The sequence below is a fragment of the Algibacter pacificus genome, from assembly GCF_008033385.1.
Lineage (GTDB): Bacteria > Bacteroidota > Bacteroidia > Flavobacteriales > Flavobacteriaceae > Algibacter > Algibacter pacificus.
The window spans coordinates 176,955-198,620 of sequence record NZ_VOGY01000005.1; the positions used below are offsets into that span (position 1 = coordinate 176,955).

Below are 21,666 nucleotides of genomic sequence, written 5' to 3' on the forward strand. Positions count from 1 at the left end.
ATGCTAAATAAAAGCATCAAATTTTTAATAGAAAATAAACTCGTAGCAGTTCTGCTACTCGTCCTTTTTGTTGGATGGGGAACTGTAAACGCACCTTTTAATTGGGACACAGGATTTTTACCAAGCAACCCCGTAGCGGTAGATGCCATTCCAGATATTGGAGAAAACCAACAAATTGTATTTACAAAGTGGGATGGTCGTTCGCCACAAGATATAGAAGACCAAATTACTTATCCTTTAACGACTTCTTTACTCGGTATTCCAGGAGTGAAAACCATTCGTAGTTCTTCTATGTTCGGGTTTTCAAGTATCTATATCATTTTTGAAGAAGATATAGAATTCTATTGGAGTCGCAGTCGTATTCTAGAAAAACTCAATTCATTACCAAGTGGATTATTACCAGAAGGTGTTAATCCTGCATTGGGACCAGATGCCACGGGTTTAGGACAAATATTTTGGTACACTCTTGAAGGTCGAGATGAAAACGGAAATGTTACCGGCGGTTGGGATTTACACGAACTGCGTAGCATTCAAGATTACTATGTAAAATATGCTTTATCTACTGCAAGTGGTGTTTCTGAAGTAGCTTCCATTGGTGGTTATGTTCAGGAGTATCAAGTTGATGTCAATCCAGAGTTGATGCGTCAATATAACATTGGTTTAAACCAAGTTGTAAAAGCGGTTAAAAGTAGCAATCAAGATATTGGTGCGCAGACTTTAGAAATCAATCAAGCTGAATATTTAGTGCGTGGTTTGGGTTATGTGAAATCTGTTGAAGATATTGAAAATGCTGTAGTGACTTCCGAAGATTTTACTTCAATTAAGATTAAAGACATTGGTAAAGTATCATTAGGTCCAGCAACACGAAGAGGTTTATTAGACAAAGAAGGTGCTGAAGTCGTTGGTGGCGTTGTAGTGGCGCGATATGGTGCTAACCCAATGGAGGTCATTAACAATGTAAAAGCTCAAATTGAAGAACTAAAAGGTGGATTACCAACAAAAGTATTGGCTGATGGACGAACATCACAATTAACAGTCGTTCCTTTCTATGATCGTACCGAACTTATTCAAGAAACATTAGATACACTTAATGAAGCATTAACACTAGAAATATTAATTACCATTTTGGTTATTATTGTTATGGTTTTCAATTTAAGAGCTTCTATTTTAATTTCTGGATTGTTGCCTGTTGCAGTATTAATGGTATTTGTTACGATGAAACTGTTTAACGTAGATGCCAATATTGTAGCACTTTCTGGTATTGCTATTGCTATTGGAACTATGGTAGATGTAGGCGTCATTCTAGCAGAGAATATGATTCGCCATCTCGATGATGAAAAATTACGGTTACGAGAAGATGGTACAGCGTTAACTACAAATGAAGTAGTTTATAATGCGACTGCCGAAGTTTCAGGAGCAATCTTAACAGCGGTATTAACTACAATCATCAGCTTTGTGCCTGTATTTACAATGATTGGTGCAGAAGGAAAATTGTTTAGACCTTTAGCTTTTACCAAAACGATGGCATTATCAGCATCTTTGGTTATTGCTTTGTTTCTAATTCCACCATTCGCAGCTTATTTATTCAGAAAAACATCACTTAAAAGTTCATTTAAATACATTATAAATGGTGCTTTAATAATTGCTGGAATCGCAATTATGGTTACTGGATATTGGCTAGGGATTATTTTAGTTGCTTTTGGTATTACAGGTTTACTCGGAGTTTTAGGTAAACTAAATAAGAAAAACAGCAATCTTGTAAATATTATTATTTCATGTACTGCCATTATATTTTTACTTGCCGAATATTGGCGACCATTAGGTTTTGACAGAAGTATTCTAGTAAACTTAATTTTTGTGGCTATTATTTGCTTTGGAATTTTAGGAATATTTTCAATTTTTAGAAGGTATTATGGTCAATTTTTAAATTGGGCTTTAGCAAACAAGTTATTGTTTTTAATTATTCCAGCAACTGTTCTAGTTTCTGGAGGATGGATTATGAATAATACAGGAAAAGAATTTATGCCATCTTTAAACGAAGGCTCTTTTCTATTAATGCCAACCTCATTACCACATTCAGGTGTTGCCGAAAATAAACGTGTTCTTCAGCAATTGGATATGGCTGTAGCCACCATTCCAGAAATTGAAACCGTAGTAGGAAAGTCTGGTAGAACAGAATCTGCATTAGATCCTGCGCCTTTATCTATGTACGAAAACATGATTCAGTATAAGTCTGAATACATGCGTAACTCAAAAGGAAAAAGACAACGCTACAAAGTAAACGACGATGGTGCTTTTGAGTTGAAAGATGGAACATTTATCGCCAACCCTAATAATTCAGAAAATGTTGTTTTTACAAAAGTTAGACATGCTCAACTAATTGAAGATAATGATGGAGAATTCTATCGCAATTGGCGACCAGAAATTAATAGTCCTGATGATATTTGGAATGAAATAGTTAGAGTTACCAAATTACCAGGGGTTACTTCTGCACCAAAATTACAACCCATAGAAACCAGATTGGTCATGCTTCAAACAGGTATGCGTGCACCTATGGGAATAAAAGTAAAAGGGCAAGATTTAAAACAAATTGAAGCGTTTGGATTGCAACTAGAAACCATTCTTAAACAAGCTGAAGGTGTAAAAGAGCAAGCTGTTTTTGCAGATAGAATTGTAGGGAAACCTTATTTACTTATTGATATTGATAGAGAAAAAATAGCACGTTATGGTGTGTCTATAGAGGATGTACAAAGTGTGCTGAAAGTAGCAATTGGTGGTATGGCTATAACGCAAACGGTTGAAGGAAGAGAACGCTATGCTGTTAGGGTGCGATATCCAAGAGAACTGCGTGGTAATCCAGAAGATATAAAAGGTATTTATATTCCTGTTGAAAAAGGAAGTCCTGTTCCATTAAGTGAATTAGCAACTATTAGATATGAACAAGGTCCGCAAGTCATTAAAAGTGAAGACACCTTTTTAGTTGGCTATGTGTTGTTTGATAAATTAGATGGGTTTGCGGAAGTTGATGTTGTTGAAAATGCGCAAGCTTTGTTTCAGCAAAAAATAGATTCAGGAGAATTAACTGTTCCTAAAGGCATCAGCTATAAATTTACAGGAACTTATGAAAATCAGTTACGAGCTGAAAAAACACTTTCTGTAGTCGTTCCATTAGCACTTGCTATTATTTTCTTGATTCTGTATTTCCAGTTCAAATCTGTTACTACGTCATTAATGGTTTTTACAGGAATAACGGTTGCATTTGCAGGTGGTTTTATAATGATATGGCTGTACGGTCAAGATTGGTTTTTCAATTTCAGTTTATTTGGAGAAAATATGCGAGACCTTTTCAATATGAAAACCATCAATTTGAGTGTAGCAGTTTGGGTAGGTTTTATAGCATTATTTGGTATTGCTACTGATGATGGTGTCGTTATGGCAACATACCTCACGCAAACTTTTGACCGTGAAAAACCTTCTGATAAAAAGAGTATTAGAGCTTCCGCTTTACAAGCTGCCAAAAAACGTATTCGTCCGTGTTTAATGACTACTGTAACTACCATTTTGGCGCTTTTACCAGTATTGACATCCACAGGAAAAGGAAGTGATATTATGATACCTATGGCAATTCCAATATTTGGCGGAATGGTTATAGACATTACCTCTTACTTTATTGTACCCGTATTATATAGCTGGAGAGAAGAGTTTAAATTGAAAAGAGCAAACAAATGAAAAGAATAATTTATACACTCATAGGTTTATTAGTTTTTAGTGTTTCAAATGCACAAGAACTAGAAACACTTATTGATGAAGCATTAAATAACAATCCTGAAATTCAAAAGTTTGAATTACAGTATAGTATTGCTTCCGAAAAAGTGAATGAAGTAAATACATTACCTAATACCGAATTTGGAGTGGGTTACTTCGTAAGCGAACCAGAAACACGTACAGGAGCGCAACGCTTCAAAGTATCCGCTAAACAAATGTTGCCTTGGTTTGGTAATATAACAGCAAGAGAAAACTATGTGAGCGCTTTGGCAGATGCTAAATACGAAGATATTGTTATTGCCAAAAGAAAATTGATGGTTTCGGTATCACAATCCTATTACAACCTTTACGCTAATAACGCAAAACAAGACGTATTAAGCGAGAATATTAAACTACTTAAAACTTACGAAATATTGGCTTTAACATCGGTTGAAGTTGGGAAAGCTTCAGCTGTAGATGTTTTGCGATTACAAATGCGTCAAAACGAAATGCAACAATTAAAAGATGTTTTGAGTCAACAGTTTTTAGCAGAACAAACTACTTTTAATAAGCTTTTAAATCGTGATAAAGATTTAGAAGTTTCTGTTGTTAACGAGTTAATAATTCCTTCAGAAGATTTTGAAATAACTTCTGAAAATTTGGACCTACATCCTGAATTACTGAAATTCGATAAACTCTATCAGTCGGTAGAGCAATCTGAATTATTAAACCAAAAAGAAAGCAGTCCAATGATTGGTTTCGGCTTAGATTATATCAATGTTGATAAACGTCCTAACATGGATTTTAGTGACAATGGAAAAGATATAATTATGCCAATGGTATCCCTATCTATTCCCATATTCAATAATAAGTACAAATCCAAAACCAAACAAAATGAGTTGCAACAGCAAGAGATTTTGGCACAAAAACAAGAGCGTACAAATACTTTAGAAACACTATTAGATAAAGCAGTAAACGATAAGGTTTCAGCTAGAATAAGTTATGTAACCCAAACTAAGAACTTAAAGCAAGCTAATGATGCTGAAGAGATTCTTATTAAAAATTACGAAACAGGAACGGTTGATTTTAATGACGTTTTGGACATACAAGAATTGCAATTGAAGTTTCAAATGAACCAAATAGAGTCGGTTAAAACCTACTATGTGAAAACTACAATTATTAACTATTTAACAAAGCAATAATGAAACACACATATCACATACACGGAATGACTTGCAACGGTTGTCGCAGTCACGTAGAAGAAACACTTTCAAAAGTGAAAGGTGTTTCAAAGGCTTCTGTTGATTTAGAAAAAGCAGAAGCAACCATCGAAATGGAATCTCATATTCCAATAGAGAAGTTTCAAGAAGCTTTAAAAAAGGGTGGTGGAAAGTATAGTATTCATAAATCAGGAGAAGACCTTCATACAAAAGTAGAAAAGGAAAAACAGCCAAAAGGTAAAGGCTCAGGTACATTTTATTGCCCAATGCATTGCGAAGGCGAAAAGACCTATGATAAATCAGGAGATTGTCCTGTCTGCGGAATGGATTTAGTCGAAGAACAAAATCTATCCACAACTTCAATAGAACAATGGACGTGTCCTATGCATCCAGAAATTATAAAAGATGAAGCAGGTGCCTGTCCTAAATGCGGAATGGATTTAGTACCAATGGAAGCAGATAGTTCAGCGGAAGAGAAAACCTATAAAAAGTTATTAAAGAAGTTTAAGATTGCAGTAATATTCACATTGCCAATTTTCTTAATCGCAATGAGCGAAATGCTGACCAATAATCCATTGTATGACATCATGGAACAAAAATATTGGAATTGGATTCAGTTTGCATTATCCATTCCAGTTGTATTTTATGCTACTTGGATGTTCTTTGAACGTGCCTATAAAAGTATAAAAACGTGGAATCTTAATATGTTTACACTTATTGGAATAGGTGCTGGTGTAGCTTGGTTATTTAGTGTTTTTGGTATGTTTTTTCCAGACATTTTTCCAAGTCAGTTCAAAACGGAATCTGGAGCAGTACACGTTTATTTTGAAGCAGCAACCGTTATCCTAACATTAGTGCTTTTAGGTCAACTTTTAGAAGCTCGTGCGCATAGTAAAACCAATTCAGCAGTAAAAGAATTGTTAAAGCTAGCACCCAATAAAGCTATAAAAGTAGTAGATGGCGAAGATGTTGAAGTAACCATCGATGCTATTGAATTAAATGATATTCTAAAAGTAAAACCAGGCGATAAAATTCCTGTGGATGGCTCGATAACAGAAGGAGATACAACCATTGACGAATCTATGATTACTGGAGAGCCAATTCCTGTTAATAAAACAGTAAATGATAAAGTAAGTAGCGGAACAATAAACGGCAACCAATCTTTTTTAATGAAAGCTGAAAAAGTGGGGAGTGATACGTTACTCTCTCAAATCATCCACATGGTTAACAATGCCAGTAGAAGTCGTGCGCCAATTCAAAATTTGGCCGATAAAGTATCAGGTTATTTTGTGCCTGTTGTGGTCATTATCTCTTTACTAACATTTGCAGTTTGGGCAATTTGGGGACCAGAACCAGTTTATGTTTATGCCTTTGTGAATGCTATTGCTGTTTTAATAATAGCTTGTCCTTGTGCATTGGGATTGGCAACACCCATGTCTGTAATGGTTGGTGTTGGTAAAGGTGCTCAAAATGGCGTATTGATTAAAAATGCAGAAGTACTTGAAAAAATGGGTAAGGTTACTACACTAATCGTAGATAAGACAGGAACAATTACCGAAGGAAAACCAACCGTTGAAACAGTAGGTTCTTTTGATACTGATTTTAGCGAAAATGACATTCTGAAATATATTGTTTCGTTAAACAAAAACAGCGAACATCCATTAGCAGAAGCTACCGTTAAATATGGAAAAGAACAACATGTTGAAATTTTAAAATCTGAAACATTTAGTGCCGTTACAGGTAAAGGTGTAAAAGCTACTGTTAATAATAAAAAGGTGGCATTAGGAAATCCTAAGATGATGGATTATGCCAATGCAGAGATAACTTCGGAAATGGAGGAAGAAGCTAAAACCTATCAAAAGCAAGGTAAAACTGTTTCTTATTTATCAATAGATAAAAAGGTTACTGGTTATGTAGTAATAGGCGATAAAATTAAGGAAACTAGCGCCAAAGCCATTAAAGAACTTCAAGACAAAGGTATTGAAGTCATCATGTTAACAGGCGATAATCACGACACAGCACAAGCAGTAGCAACAGAATTAAATCTTACAGATTTTAAAGCAAGTATGTTGCCTGAGGATAAACTTAAAGAAGTAGAGAAACTACAAGAAAAAGGAAAGGTTGTTGCTATGGCAGGCGATGGTATTAATGACGCACCAGCACTTGCTAAAAGTGATGTAGGTGTCGCAATGGGTACAGGAACAGATGTAGCTATAGAAAGTGCCATGATAACCTTGGTAAAAGGCGATTTGCACGGTATTGTAAAAGCCAGAAATTTAAGCGATGCTGTAATGAAAAACATTAAACAGAATCTATTTTTTGCACTTATCTATAACACATTAGGTGTGCCGATTGCAGCAGGTGTTTTGTTCCCATTCTTCGGAATTTTACTCTCGCCTATGATTGCAGCATTAGCAATGAGTTTTAGCTCTGTTTCAGTTATAGCCAACGCATTAAGATTAAGAACAATTAAAGTTTAACTATAAAATCAAATAATTATGGAAAATTCAAATCAACACTCAAATAAAGGAAACTATAAAACATTTTTTTTAATGTTAGGGTTGTCATTTATAGCAATGTATATAACCATGTACTTAAATACCTATGCCATAGACCATGTATATTTCAGCTTGACTCGCTTTTATATGGTTTGCTTAGGAATTTCAACGATGGCAGTTATTATGCTATTATTCATGCTGAAAATGTATAAAAACAAAAAGAAGAATATAGCAATACTTATAGGAAGCCTAGTGCTTTTTGTAAGTGCATTAGGATTAGTTAGAGCACAAGCACCAATTGTAGGAGATGTGCTTTGGTTAAAAGGGATGATTCCTCATCATTCTATTGCCATACTAACAAGTGAACGAGCAGATATTCAAGACCCAGAAGTCAAAAAATTAGCAAATGCTATTATTGAAGCGCAACGTAAGGAAATAGAAGAAATGAAAGCAATGATAAAACGATTAGAAAATGAAAAATAATAAATTAGTCATTTACATAGGAATATTAGCAGTAGGACTTTTGTTAGGATGGTTTCTTTTTGGTAATTCAGCTGCTAAAGAAACTGAACATAATCATGATGCAGTATCTGAAGTTAATCAAATGTGGACGTGCTCAATGCATCCACAGATTATGCAACCAGAATCTGGAGATTGCCCTATTTGTGGTATGGATTTAATTCCTGCTGAAAGTAGTTCTGAAGGATTATTAGCAGACCAATTCAAGCTTACAGAAAACGCTATGGCGTTGGCAAATATTCAAACCTCAATTGTCAGCAATGGTAAAACAGAAGATAATATCATTAAATTATCTGGGAAAATTGTAGAGAATGAAGAAGCTAATGCAGTCCAAGTCAGTTATTTTTCTGGAAGAATAGAACGTCTAAATGTGAGCTTTACAGGCGAAGAAGTTAGAAAAGGGCAGTTATTGGCAACTATCTATTCGCCAGAATTATATGCAGCGCAACAAGAACTCATCACAGCAGCTTCATTAAAGGAATCACAACCTGCATTGTACAAGGCTGTACGTAACAAATTAAAATTGTGGAAGCTCTCTGAAAATCAAATTAATCAAATTGAAACTTCTGGTAAGGTTAAAGAAAACTTTCCGGTATATGCAACGGTTTCAGGTACGGTTTCAGATAAATTAGTCCAACAAGGCGATTATATTAAACTAGGTCAACCTATACTCAAAATAGCTAATCTAAACACGGTTTGGGCAAATTTTGATGTGTATGAAAATCAAATCGATTTATTTAAAAAAGGACAAGAAATTTCAGTCACTACCAATACTTATTCTAATAAAGAATTCAAAGCTAAAGTAGATTTTATAGATCCTGTTTTAGATACAAGAACAAGAACTGTGAAATTAAGAGCGGTGCTTAATAATAAACAGAATGTTTTTAAGCCAGGAATGTTTGTTGAAGGAAATATTAAAGGAATTTCTTCAAGTAACGAACAAATATTGACTATTCCATCTACAGCCGTTTTATGGACAGGAGAACGTTCAGTTGTCTATATAAAAACAGACCCTACTCAACCTGTTTTTGAAATGCGCATTATTACATTAGGTAATCAAATTGGCGATAATTATGAGGTGTTAGAGGGTTTGAGTATTGACGATGAGATAGTAACAAATGGAACGTTTACTGTTGATGGAGCAGCGCAATTACAAGGTAAAAAATCAATGATGAATAAAAAAGGTGGTAAAGTTATGACTGGTCATGAAGGACATCTTGGAATGGAAAAGGATCCTTCAGCAAATAATGAGAATCATTCTAATATGAATGAGAGGATAAAAGTGTCTAAGGACTTTCAGAATCAGATTAAAGTTGTTTTTAATGATTATATCAAATTAAAAGATGCTTTGCTTAAAGATGAATCTAATAATGTAATAACAGAATCAAAAAGACTATTGGGTAATTTATCTAAGGTTGATATGAAGCTATTAAAAGATAAAGAGGCTCATGGTCATTGGATGTCATTAGAAAAAGAAATAAAAGCATCGGCACTATCAATTTCAAACACATCAAATATTGAATCACAACGAAATCATTTTAAGCACCTCTCATCACATTTAATTAGTACAATTCAAACCTTTGGTATCAATGAAAAAGTCTTTGTTGAGTTTTGCCCTATGGTAGACGATAACAATGGTGCATACTGGTTGAGCAGGGAAGAAAAAGTAATCAACCCATATTTTGGTGGTGCGATGCTAACCTGTGGAGAAGTAAAACAAGTAATAGAATAATAACAATTAATTTTTAAAACAATGAAAAAAGTAATTTTAAGTGTAGCTGTAGTAATGGCTATAGGTTTAACAAGTTGTAAAAACGAAACCAAGCAAGAAACAACAGAAACAAAAACGGAAGTATCTAAAGACATGGCTATGGCGGATATATCTTTTGGTGTTAGAGGTAATTGCGGAATGTGTAAAAAAACCATTGAAAAAGCTGCAAACAAAGTTGAAGGTGTGGCAAATGCAACATGGGATGTCGATAAAAAGAAAATTGACGTGTCTTTTGACGATACTAAAACAGATGCAATGGCAATCCATAACGCAATTGCAGCATCAGGTTATGATACTGAAAAAGTAGCAGGAAGCGAAGAAGCATATAGTAATCTGCCAGGATGTTGTAAATATGAACATGATATGGTAATGAATCAATCAGGAGATAAAAAGGAAGAGGGTCATTCAGACCATGACCATTAATAATAATAATAATAATAATAATAATAATATATAGAAGAGCCTTGTTAATTAAGGCTCTTCTATTATAAAAGTTACATGCCTACGTTATTTGCAACACCATTGCATTAAATAATGCATATCTTTGCTACGATGAAATTTTTAGCCTTTATATTATCAATTTATATTTTCGCGCTTAATTTAGCGCCTTGCGAAGATAATGCTACGCTTGATAATGAGGTGCAAACTGAGATTTCACAAGGCATGGACAATGACCATCAGCACCAAGATTCAGATTTATGTTCGCCTTTTTGTATTTGCCAATGTTGCCATATAAATGCAACATATTTTCAATTTGCAGATTTAAAATTTAATTTTCCTTATATATCTACTCAAGATTTTCTTTACTTAAACGGTACAGAAAAAGATTTTACTACTTCCATTTTACAGCCACCTAGGGCTTAATTCAGTTTTTTTAAGGATAACTATATCCAATTTCAAGCCTATTATGGCTCTTTTCATTTCGAGTAATTCTAATTTTCATTTTAGAATTATATCGAGAAGTTTAACTGAATTAATACATTTTCTATGATTAATAAAATCATTGATTTTTCAATCAATAACAAATTCATTATTGGTTTGCTTACGCTTACCATTGTTGGAGCAGGTATTTGGAGTATGACTCAAGTACCAATCGATGCTGTTCCAGATATTACCAACAACCAAGTACAAGTCATTACACAAGCACCAAATTTAGGAACAGAGGATATTGAGCAAATTATTACTTATCCAGTAGAGGTTGCAATGAGCAATCTGCCTAATGTTCAAGAAATTCGTTCCATTTCTCGTTTTGGCTTATCAGTTGTTACCATTGTTTTTGACGATGATATGGGAACGTATCTGCCACGTCAATTAGTCGCTGAAAAACTCAACGACATAAAAGGACAAATTCCCGAGGGATTCGGAGAACCTTCAATGGGTCCTATTTCATCTGGTCTAGGGGAAATCTATCAATACACACTTAAAGTCAAACCAGAATATAAAGACAAATATTCGGTTACTGATTTGCGCACCATGCAAGATTGGATAGTTCAACGTCAAATGGCAATGGTAGAAGGTGTTGTTGAAGTTAATGCTATTGGCGGAAAAATTAAACAATATGAAGTAGCAGTCGACCCAAATGAGTTGCGTGCAATAGGATTAACAATAACAGACATATTTGATGCACTTGAAGCCAACAATCAAAATACAGGTGGTGCATATATCGAAAAAAACCATCAAGCTAATTTTATTCGTGGCGAAGGCTTAGTACGTAGTTTGGATGATATTAAAAAAATCACAGTAAAAAACACCAATAATATTCCTATAACTATTGGCGACATTGCCAAAGTACAATTTGGGTCAGCTATTCGTTATGGCGCATTAACACAAGATGGCGAAGGAGAAGTTGTAGGTGGTTTGGTAATGATGCTTAAAGGAGCAAACTCAAACGATGTTATTGAGAATGTAAAAGAGCGAATGGCTCAAATAGAAAAGTCATTACCAGAAGGTGTGATTATTGAACCTTTATTAGACCGAAGTAAGTTAATAGCAGAAACTACATCAACTGTAGCAACAAACCTTATTGAAGGTGCATTAATAGTAATATTTGTACTCATCTTTTTATTAGGAAATTGGAGAGGTGGTTTAATAGTGGCATCCACTATTCCGTTATCGTTGTTGTTTGCATTTATCCTTATGAATGTGTTTGATGTTTGGGCTAATTTAATGAGCTTAGGAGCAATAGATTTTGGTATTATTGTAGATGGTGCTGTAATTATTGTAGAAAGCACCGTTTTTCTTATAGCATCACAAGTATTAAAGAAAAGAAAACTGACATCTAAAGAACGTGATGGTGTTGCATCAGATGCTTCAAAAAAAATGATGAATGCTGCCTTTTTTGGTCAGCTAATTATTCTAATTGTTTTCCTTCCTATTTTGGCATTAGAAGGCATTGAAGGGAAAATGTTCAAACCAATGGCATTGACTTTCATTTTTGCAATGATTGGTGCAATGGTTCTTTGTTTGACGTATGTGCCAATGATGTCTGCTTTGATTTTAAGAGCACCAAAGTCAGACAAAAAATCTTATGGCGACAAATTTGTACATTGGGTAGAACGTAAATACCAACCTTTATTAGAAAAAGCCTTAAAAAAAGGAAAACTAATAATAGGTGTTTCTGTTGTTCTATTCGGTATTGCAGTCTTTATGTTTACACGAATGGGTGGCGAATTTATACCACAACTCGATGAAGGCGATATTGCATTTCACGCTATTTTAAAACCTGGCAGTTCCCTTACTGAAACTATTGAAACGACTACAAAAATCGAACAAATTGTAAAAGCAAAATTTCCAGAAGTAGAGAAAATTGTAAGTCGAATTGGTGTTGCCGAAATTCCAACAGATCCAATGCCAATGGATTTGGCTGATGTTTTTGTAATTCTGAAGCCAAAAAGCGAATGGACAACGGCCACTACAAAAGATGAATTGATAGAGAAGATGAAAGAAGCGGTTGAAATCGTTCCTGGTGTTAACTATGAATTTACACAACCTATCGAAATGCGCTTCAACGAATTACTAGAAGGTGTTAGAGAGGACATTGCTATAAAACTTTATGGAGAAGATATAAATGTACTGTCTCAAAAAGCAGAAGAAATATCTCAAATTATTGCAGGTACAGAAGGTATTGGAGATATGAAAGCCGAAGCCACAACAGGCTTACCACAAATGACCATTACCTACAATAGAAATAAATTAGCACAATACGGACTGCAAATAAACACCTTAAATCAAATTGTTCAATCGGCTTTTGCAGGTGGTACAGCAGGAATTATTTTTGAAGGCGAAAAGCGATTCGATTTAGTGGTAAGATTAAATTCTCAAAACCGAAAGGATATCTCAGATGTTCAAAATTTATATATCAATTTACCCTCTGGTACTCAAATTCCACTTCGTGAAGTTGCTGATATAAGCTACAAAGCAGGCCCAATGCAAATAAGCAGGGATAATACAAACAGAAGGACCTATGTTGGTATTAATGTAAGAGGCCGTGATGTAAAATCTTTAGTAACCGAGATTAAATCAAAGTTAGATGCTAAACTTGAATTACCAACTGGCTATTTTATTAGGTATGGTGGTGCATTTGAAAACTTAGAACGTGCAAGTAACAGATTGCAAACTGTAGTTCCAATTGCGTTATTACTCATTTTTGTACTTATTTATTTTGCTTTAAAATCGTTGCCACAAACCTTAATGATTTACATCGCGATTCCTATGGCAACCATTGGTGGTGTAGTAGCATTGTGGTTAAGGGATATGCCATTTAGTATTTCAGCAGGTGTAGGTTTTATTGTTTTGTTTGGCGTCGCTGTTCTTAACGGTCTGGTAATGATAAGCGGGCTGAATGAGTTGAAAGAAGAAGGCGTTACCAATCTTAAGGATAGAATCATAGAAGGAACAAAACGAAGAATTAGACCTATAATGTTAACTGCTTTTACAGATGTTTTAGGCTTCTTACCTATGGCAATTTCGGCATCAGCTGGTGCAGAAGTGCAGCGACCATTAGCAACTGTCGTTATTGGTGGATTATTAACTTCTACATTACTTACGTTGTTCGTGTTACCCATTTTGTACCATTGGGTAGAAAACAAATCTTTTAAGTTTAAACCGAATAGAAAGTTGGTTACAACAACAGCAGTTTTACTGTTAATGTTTGGCTTTTCAGCACAAAGTAATGCACAACAGATAAGCGACACACTTCCCGAAATAACATTACAGGAATCTGTAAAACTCTCAAAAAGTAATTATCCAATTTTAAAGCAAAAGCAATTGGAAATCACAAAACAAGAGCAGTTAAAAAGTACAGCTTATGATTTTGGTACGACCCAAATATTTACAGGAGGCGAAGAAGTTAATAATGGAAATGGTATTTATACTACTATAGGAATTGGTCAAAGCAATATTGATGTGTTTGGTATTTCTGCAAAAAAGCGATTGCAAGAACAACGCATTCAATTAGCTCAAAAGGCTTTTCAGCTTTCAGAATTAGATTTAGAATTGGAAGTGAAAAAGGCGTGGGCAAATGCCTTGCAGAGTAAAAGAAATTATAATTTATACAAAGAGTTAGATTCTATATATACCAATTTTGAAAAAGCTGTAGCATTGAATTTTGAAGTAGAAGCTATTTCAAGGTTAGAATATTCAGCAGCTAAAAATCAAGCCTTACAGATTCAAAATAGATTTATGCAATCAAAAAGTGACTATGCTATTGCATTACAACAGTTAAATCTATGGCTGGTTTCTGATACATTCTATACGGTTCCTAATGATTTTGAAATTACTAGCGACATTGATGTTAATACGTTTAACCTAGAAGAACATCCCTTAAATAGCATAGCACAATTACAGGTAACAGAAGCAGAAGCAACATATAAGGCTGCCAAAGCAGATAATTTACCCAAGTTAAATCTTCAAGGTGGATTACAAAACGTAAATGGAAATTCAGGGTTTTACACCTATCAAGCAGGTATTTCAATTCCTTTTTTGTCAGGTACTAATAAAGCGAAAGTTAAAACCGCAAAAATCGATAAGGAAATTGCAGAAACGAACATTCAGTTCAAAAAACAAGACCTACAATCCAAGTTTCTACAATCAAAAGAGAATTATCAAAAATGGAAGACGTCTTGGTTTTTCTATAAAAATGAAGTGTTACCACTTGTGAAAGAACAAAAAGTGGGTGCTTTATTTGCCTATAAAGAAGGAGAGATAGATTATACAGGGTTTACACAACTCATAAAAGAAGCTATTCAATCTGAATTACAAGCTCAAGAAGCACTAATAAATTATTTAGGAAGTACATTTCAACTACAATATTTTAATAAATAAGAAAATGAAAAACACACGATATATAATCTTAGCACTACTAACAGTTACACTTTTAGTTGTTGCTTGTGGAAATAAAGAAAGCCACAAAGAAGGCGATGGTCATGCTCACAATGAAGATGCAAAGCCAGAAGCTGAAGAAGCTCATAGTGATGAAGAAGAAGTGATGCTATCACAGAAACAGTTTGATGCCTTAAAAATGAAAACAGACACCTTAGCATTGCGTAATATGAGCGGTTATGTAGAAGCTAATGGCACATTGGAAGTACCACCACAAAACGAAGCGGCTATTACGTCTGTAGTTGGTGCAAATGTGGTATCTATAAAAGTAATTGAAGGCGATAAAGTTAATAAAGATCAAGTAGTTGCCTATTTATCGCACCCTAATATTATAAAAATGCAGACTGATTATTTGAATGCTTTTAGCAACAGTAATTTTTTAAAGAAGAACTATGAGCGTCAACAAAAATTATATGATGCAGGAGTTGGCTCTGGTGCAAATTTTCAAAAAGCAGAAGCGGAATATGATGCCTCTAAAGCGATGGTAAATGGATTGGAAGCGCAATTAAGACTATTAAACATAAACACGTCATCAGTACGAAATGGAACAATTGCTCAAAGCATATCATTAAGAAGTCCAATAGAAGGTTTTGTACAAAAAGTTGAAGTTAAAATAGGACAATATGTAGAACCACAAACTGAACTTTTTGAAATTGTAAACACGCATCACGTTCACGCAGATTTAATGGTGTTCGAAAAAGACGTTTATAAAGTTAAAAAAGGTCAAAAAGTGATATTCAATTTACAATCTAATACAGACGAAGAGCTCACAGCAGAAATCTACTCGGTAAGTAAAACTTTTGAAGATAACCCTAAAGCACTTCACGTACACGCTGAAATTGAAAACAAAAAAGGTAATTTAATTCCAGGAATGTATATACAAGGTAAAATTCAAGTTGAGAATGCAGAAACAAATGCACTACCAGAAAGTGCTATTATAAAAGAAGGCGATAGATTTTATGTTTTTTCCGTAGAAAGAGAAAATGAAGCTTGGAGTTTTAAACCTATTGAAGTGCTTTTAGGGGCAAAAGATGGCGATTGGATTGCTGTTCAATTTACTGAAGAGCAAGATAAAACCATGAAATTTGCTTATAATAATGCATATTATTTAATTGCTGAAATGAAAAAGGGCGAAGCAGAACACGCACATTAATTATGGAAACAATAGAACAATTTTTAGAGTCAAAAAACATACGAGTAACGGCAATGCGTTTATTGATTTATAAGTTCCTTGCAGAGAACCAAGTAGCTGTCACGTTGAGTGATATTGAAAATGCTTTTGAAAAAGCAGATAGAACAACTTTATACAGAACAATAAAAACGTTTGAAGAAAATGATATTGTACATCAAATAGACGATGGTACAGGAATTACAAAATATGCTTTATGTGAAAAGGGATGTAATTGCGAGATTGAAACCGATTTGCATTTGCATTTTCATTGTAATAACTGTAATGAAACCATTTGTTTAACAGAACATAAAATCCCTCAAATTAAAGTGCCTGACGGTTTTGTTTCAGAAAATGTAAACTTGGTAGTAAAAGGGATTTGTGATAAGTGTAGTGGTCAATAAATGCACTTCCATTGCATAGATATTTAAAGCATTTTTGTTGTAAATAATCAAAATAAAAAATCGATGTTGCTATTTAGTTTTCAAGTCGTTTACTTTTTGCTCGTATTTGTCGTAAGGTCATTGTTGTTAAAAAGTAAAACAGGCATTAATCCATTGACCTTTAATAAAGCTGATGATGCTCATGGTTTTAATGGAAAGGTATTTACTGCTATAACGTTTATTGAGTTGATTATTGTTGGTATTTACGCTTTTAAGATTGAGTGGTATAAATACTTACTTCCTTTTTGGTATATAGAAAATGAAATTTTATCTATAATTGGTTGGGGATTTTTAATTATTTCTCTAATCGTAGTTTGGATTGCTCAATCACATATGGCTAATTCGTGGAGAATTGGAATTGATGAAAAAAATAAGACAAAACTTGTAACTAAAGGATTATTTTCAATTTCCAGAAACCCAATCTTTCTAGGAATTATGATTGCGAATATGGGATTGTTTTTGGTCATTCCAAATGCTTTTACACTATTGATAATTTCATTATCAACTATAAGTATAAATACACAAATTAGGTTAGAAGAAGAATTTTTGAAAAGAGAGTTTGGAAAGGATTATTTTGAGTATGCAAAAAAAGTGAGAAGGTGGATATAAACAATTTTAAATTTGAAGTATTAAATTAATGATGAAAAAAAAGAAACTTAACTTAAAAGATATCAAACCAAATTCTGAAAAAGAACACAGTCACGATGATGGTCACGACCATAGTGGTCAAACCAATATTTTTAAAGCGTATATACCTGCTATAATTAGTTTTACAATGCTAATTATTGGCATTGCTTTAGATTATTTTAATGTTGCATTTTTTAATGATTGGTTACGAATTGGATGGTATGGTATAGCATATTTACCAGTAGGATTCCCTGTTGTAAAAGAAGGCTGGGAAAGTATCAAAAAAGGCGACGTTTTCACAGAATTTTTCTTGATGTCGATAGCCACAATTGGTGCATTTATTATTGGCGAATATCCTGAAGGCGTTGCAGTAATGTTGTTTTATGCAGTTGGCGAATTATTTCAAAACGCAGCAGTCAACAGAGCGAAATCTAACATTAAGGCATTGCTCGACGTAAGACCAAATGAGGCTTTAGTTTATCGCAATGATGATTACACTTCTGTAAGTCCAGAAATGGTTGAAATTGGAGAAAAAGTTCAAGTACGCGTGGGAGAAAAAGTTCCCTTGGATGGTATTCTACTTTCCGAAAAAGGTTCATTTAACACAGCGGCTTTGACAGGAGAAAGCAAACCTGATACGATTGCAAAAGGCGAAAAAGTATTTGCAGGCAGTATTAATATGGATGGTGTTATAGAAATTGAAACCACAAAAGAATTTAAGGATAGTTCAATTGCTCGAATTCTCGATATGGTACAGAATGCCACAGCGAGAAAATCTAAAACCGAATTGTTCATTAGAAAATTTGCACGAGTTTATACACCTATCGTAGTGTTTTTGGCTATTGCTGTTACATTTTTACCATACTTTTTTATAGATGATTATGTGTTTAGAGATTGGTTGTATCGTGCCTTAATATTTTTGGTTATATCCTGTCCTTGTGCTTTGGTAATATCCATTCCGTTGGGTTACTTCGGCGGATTAGGAGCAGCTTCAAAAAATGGAATTTTGTCCAAAGGAGCTTCGTTTTTAGATGCAATGACCAAAATTAACACGTTGGTAATGGATAAAACTGGAACTGTTACCAAAGGCGTTTTTAAAATCAAAGAAGTAAAGGCTATTGGTTGGAAAGAATCTGATTTTATGAAGTACTTAATGGCTATGGAAGAGCAATCCACACATCCTATCGCAAAAGCCATAATGGAGTATAAGGAAGACGGAGAAGATTTTGAAGCTAAAGACGTTTCTGAAATCGCAGGTAAAGGTTTAAAAGGGATTGTAAATGGTAAAACAATTTTAGTTGGAAACAAAGCCTTAATGCTTGCCAATAATATAGATGTTCCAACTGAAACTGATTCTATTGTAGAATCCATAGTATTAGTAGCAATAGATAATAAGTTCGCTGGTTATGTTGTGATAGCAGACGAATTAAAAGAGGATGCAAAAGAAACAATTACAACATTGCACAAAGTAGGTATTAAAAACATTATGATGCTCTCTGGCGATAAAGATTCCATCACTCAACAAGTAGCAAGAGAATTAGGAATTGAAAATGCCAAAGGAGGTTTGCTACCAGAAGATAAATTAAATGAAGTTGAAATTTTAAAACAGAACCCTAATAATAAGATTGCTTTTATTGGAGATGGGATTAATGACGCACCAGTTTTAGCAGCAAGCGATGTAGGAATCGCAATGGGCGGATTAGGTAGTGATGTAGCGATTGAAACAGCAGATGTTATTATTCAAACTGACCAACCTTCAAAAGTAGTCAGAGCAATTAAAATAGGTCGTTCCACCCGAAAAATAGTTTGGCAAAACATTGTTTTAGCATTTGGAGTAAAAGTAATAGTTCTGATTTTGGGCGCAGGTGGTTTGGCTACAATGTGGGAAGCGGTTTTTGCGGATGTAGGTGTAGCTTTATTAGCAATATTAAATGCTGTAAGATTGCAGCGCATGAAATGGGCTGATTAAAAGAATTAAAGCGATAAATAGTATAAGATTAATTTTTATAAATTAATCTTATACTATTGTTTAACTTGTAGAGCTAATATCTTTTTTAAATGAATTCCGAAAATATAGCTTCAATAGTTGTAGAGTATATAGAAACGCAAAACACCCAATATGCCTTACTTCTAAATGGTGGTTGGGGAACAGGAAAAACATTTTTCTGGAAAGACACATTATTACCATTAATTCAAAAAAAGAATCTTGATACCATCTACATATCTCTTAATGGAATAAAAACCATAGATGCGTTACAAAAACAACTTTTCTTTAAACTCATACCGTATTTTGATAAAGCACAAAACAAAACATTAAAAATGTTAGCAACAATTAGTGGTAATCTTATAAAATCCGCTAGTAAAGCTTTTATCAAGGTTGACCCATCTGATTTGTTTCAAGGCATTGGTGTAGATAATTTTGATTTCTCTAAGAAATTCATCTGTTTCGATGATTTAGAACGTTGTAGAATACCAATGAAAGAGCTACTAGGTTTTATTAATGGCTTTGTAGAACACAAAAATCTTAAATGCTTAATCCTAGCGGATGAAGACAAAATTTTTGAGACAGATGAAAATCAAAAAACTAATTACTATAGCATTAAAGAAAAAGTTATAGGAAGAGTATTAAATTATAAGCCTGAACTTAAAAGTGTACTTCCGCAGCTCTTTAATAAATATGAAAATGATAACGCTTTTTTATTATTTTTAAAGAAGAACGAAAACTATATATTCCGAATATTTGATGAGCAAGAAGAAGATAATATTAGGATTATTTCATTCTTCTTAGATAGCCTTCAAAATATTTTCAAAAGCACTATTGATATTGAACAAGAACTAAAAAAAGAACTACTGTTCTTAACAGCTATTCTTTCTGTTGAATTTAAAAGAGGCTTTTTGAAATCTAACGAATCTGAAGACTATAAAGCACTCGGTAATACAACACATTTCTGGTATCAAGAATTGGAGTCAGATAGACTAGTGGTCAATATTTTAAGCGAGAAGAAAGAGAAAGAGCCCGAAAAGGAAAAAACTTATGCGGAAACATTTTATCTAAAGTATGTAAGTAACAGATTAGAAGATTATCATTTCTATGAGAGTGTTTACACTTATGTGCTATCAGGTTATTTAAATGTGGATAAGCTATCTAAAGAATTGGAAAAAAGAAAACCAGAACAACCGACAAAGGAACAAGATGCTTTTAGCAATCTTATGAGTTACAATTTTAGGAAATTTACAGACGATGAGTTTACAACCTATACCACAGATGTATTAAAGTATTTAGAAGAAGGAGCTTACAGTATGTATTCTTATGAGCAGTTATCTGGCTTCTATCATTTCTTTGCAGAGAAAGGTCTAATAGATTATACTAATGATGAGATAGAAAAAAAGCTATTCACAGGTATTGAGATTGCTTCTAAAAAAAAGGAAATAGACCGTAGATTTTACGATAACATGATTCACTTTGAAGTAAGTAATCCAATTGTACAACCTATAAGAGATAAAATTATAGAGCTTCATACAGCACTTGATAAAGAGTTAATTATAGAGGAAAGTAATCAACTTATTGAGGTGCTTGCTCAAGAGGAATATGAAAAACTAAATGAGCTTTTTAAAGATAAAAAATTCAACAAAGATTTTATAGCTCATTTAGATGGTCAGGTTTTATTTGAAGCTTTAAAGAAAAATACAAATCAGTACATAACATTATTTAGTAATGAAATTAAAGAAAGATATAAGCATAATAATGTTACAATGTTCTACCCTAATGACTACGAATGTTTGCACCAATTACGTCTTTCTATTCAAAAGCATTTAAAGGAAGATGAAATTCCTACTCTACGTAAATTTTTATGGTTGGAGTTAGAAACTTTACTAAATGGTACATGTGAAGTGCTAAAAAAAGATGATGCGAAATTAGGTATCTAACCTAAAAGTTAACCAGCCACTCAGCAGATTTCCCTACATTTCGTTGCTCTACATTTCAAGAAAAGAGCTTCACTATCAAAGGTCATGGACACAATTCCAAAGTTTTAGATTTCCACTTCGCTTGATCCTGCCAAATCCTGAAACTTCGGGAGCAGGAAAACTACATTCCCAATATAAAACCTTGAAATAGCGTACGCTTAAAAAAGAAGGAGAGATTTCTATATCAATATTGGTACAAAGATAAACTCGCAAAATATTATCATCAAAAGACTACGGCATAAAGCCATTTCTTCAGCCCCAACTTATTTATTCCGTTTCCTTTTGAGCAGAAATTTTGTCTTCCGTTTGGGTTCTGCAAAAATATTGTTTA

General features: G+C 33.7%; 13 protein-coding genes. All 13 read left to right on the top strand.

The features are described from left to right. Nucleotides 1-3,729 carry an efflux RND transporter permease subunit gene (locus FQU21_RS09560; protein WP_147677774.1) on the top strand — a complete coding sequence of 1,243 codons (3,729 nt, stop codon included), beginning with the start codon at nt 1-3 and terminating at the stop codon, nt 3,727-3,729. After that, nucleotides 3,726-4,946 carry a TolC family protein gene (locus tag FQU21_RS09565; protein ID WP_147677775.1) on the top strand — a complete coding sequence of 407 codons (1,221 nt, stop codon included), beginning with the start codon at nt 3,726-3,728 and terminating at the stop codon, nt 4,944-4,946. Before FQU21_RS09560 ends, FQU21_RS09565 begins: the two co-directional genes overlap by 4 nt. After that, a complete protein-coding gene (locus FQU21_RS09570) occupies nt 4,946-7,444 on the top strand; it encodes a heavy metal translocating P-type ATPase (RefSeq protein WP_147677776.1) in 2,499 nt (832 codons plus the stop codon). The genes FQU21_RS09565 and FQU21_RS09570 overlap by 1 nt, the downstream gene beginning before the upstream one ends. A gap of 18 nt (nt 7,445-7,462) precedes the next feature. Continuing rightward, entirely contained in the window at nt 7,463-7,945 is a 483-nt protein-coding gene (locus FQU21_RS09575; RefSeq protein WP_034043590.1) for a DUF305 domain-containing protein, read from the top strand. Further along, entirely contained in the window at nt 7,935-9,713 is a 1,779-nt protein-coding gene (locus tag FQU21_RS09580; protein ID WP_147677777.1) for an efflux RND transporter periplasmic adaptor subunit, read from the top strand. The genes FQU21_RS09575 and FQU21_RS09580 overlap by 11 nt, the downstream gene beginning before the upstream one ends. A 21-nt stretch (nt 9,714-9,734) precedes the next feature. Next, nucleotides 9,735-10,175 carry a heavy-metal-associated domain-containing protein gene (locus tag FQU21_RS09585; RefSeq protein ID WP_147677778.1) on the top strand — a complete coding sequence of 147 codons (441 nt, stop codon included), beginning with the start codon at nt 9,735-9,737 and terminating at the stop codon, nt 10,173-10,175. Between the two features lie 129 nt (nt 10,176-10,304). Further along, nucleotides 10,305-10,616: a DUF6660 family protein gene (locus FQU21_RS09590; protein WP_147677779.1), complete on the top strand. Its 312-nt coding sequence runs from the start codon at nt 10,305-10,307 to the stop codon at nt 10,614-10,616. A 123-nt stretch (nt 10,617-10,739) separates the two neighbouring features. Continuing rightward, a complete protein-coding gene (locus tag FQU21_RS09595; protein ID WP_147677780.1) occupies nt 10,740-15,074 on the top strand; it encodes a CusA/CzcA family heavy metal efflux RND transporter in 4,335 nt (1,444 codons plus the stop codon). 4 nt (nt 15,075-15,078) lie between these two features. Then, complete coding sequence (locus FQU21_RS09600) at nt 15,079-16,284, top strand: efflux RND transporter periplasmic adaptor subunit (protein WP_147677781.1); 1,206 nt, start codon at nt 15,079-15,081, stop codon at nt 16,282-16,284. A 2-nt stretch (nt 16,285-16,286) separates the two neighbouring features. Further along, nucleotides 16,287-16,703, top strand: a complete 417-nt coding sequence (locus FQU21_RS09605; RefSeq protein ID WP_147677782.1) for a Fur family transcriptional regulator — start codon at nt 16,287-16,289, stop codon at nt 16,701-16,703. 153 nt (nt 16,704-16,856) lie between these two features. Beyond that, a complete protein-coding gene (locus FQU21_RS09610) occupies nt 16,857-17,351 on the top strand; it encodes a methyltransferase family protein (RefSeq protein ID WP_226543850.1) in 495 nt (164 codons plus the stop codon). 31 nt (nt 17,352-17,382) lie between these two features. Further along, nucleotides 17,383-19,338: a heavy metal translocating P-type ATPase gene (locus FQU21_RS09615; RefSeq protein WP_147677898.1), complete on the top strand. Its 1,956-nt coding sequence runs from the start codon at nt 17,383-17,385 to the stop codon at nt 19,336-19,338. Nucleotides 19,339-19,427: 89 nt separating this feature from the next. Next, nucleotides 19,428-21,296, top strand: coding sequence for a P-loop NTPase fold protein (locus FQU21_RS09620; protein ID WP_147677784.1), 1,869 nt, complete (start codon nt 19,428-19,430; stop codon nt 21,294-21,296). Nucleotides 21,297-21,666: the final 370 nt, after the last annotated feature.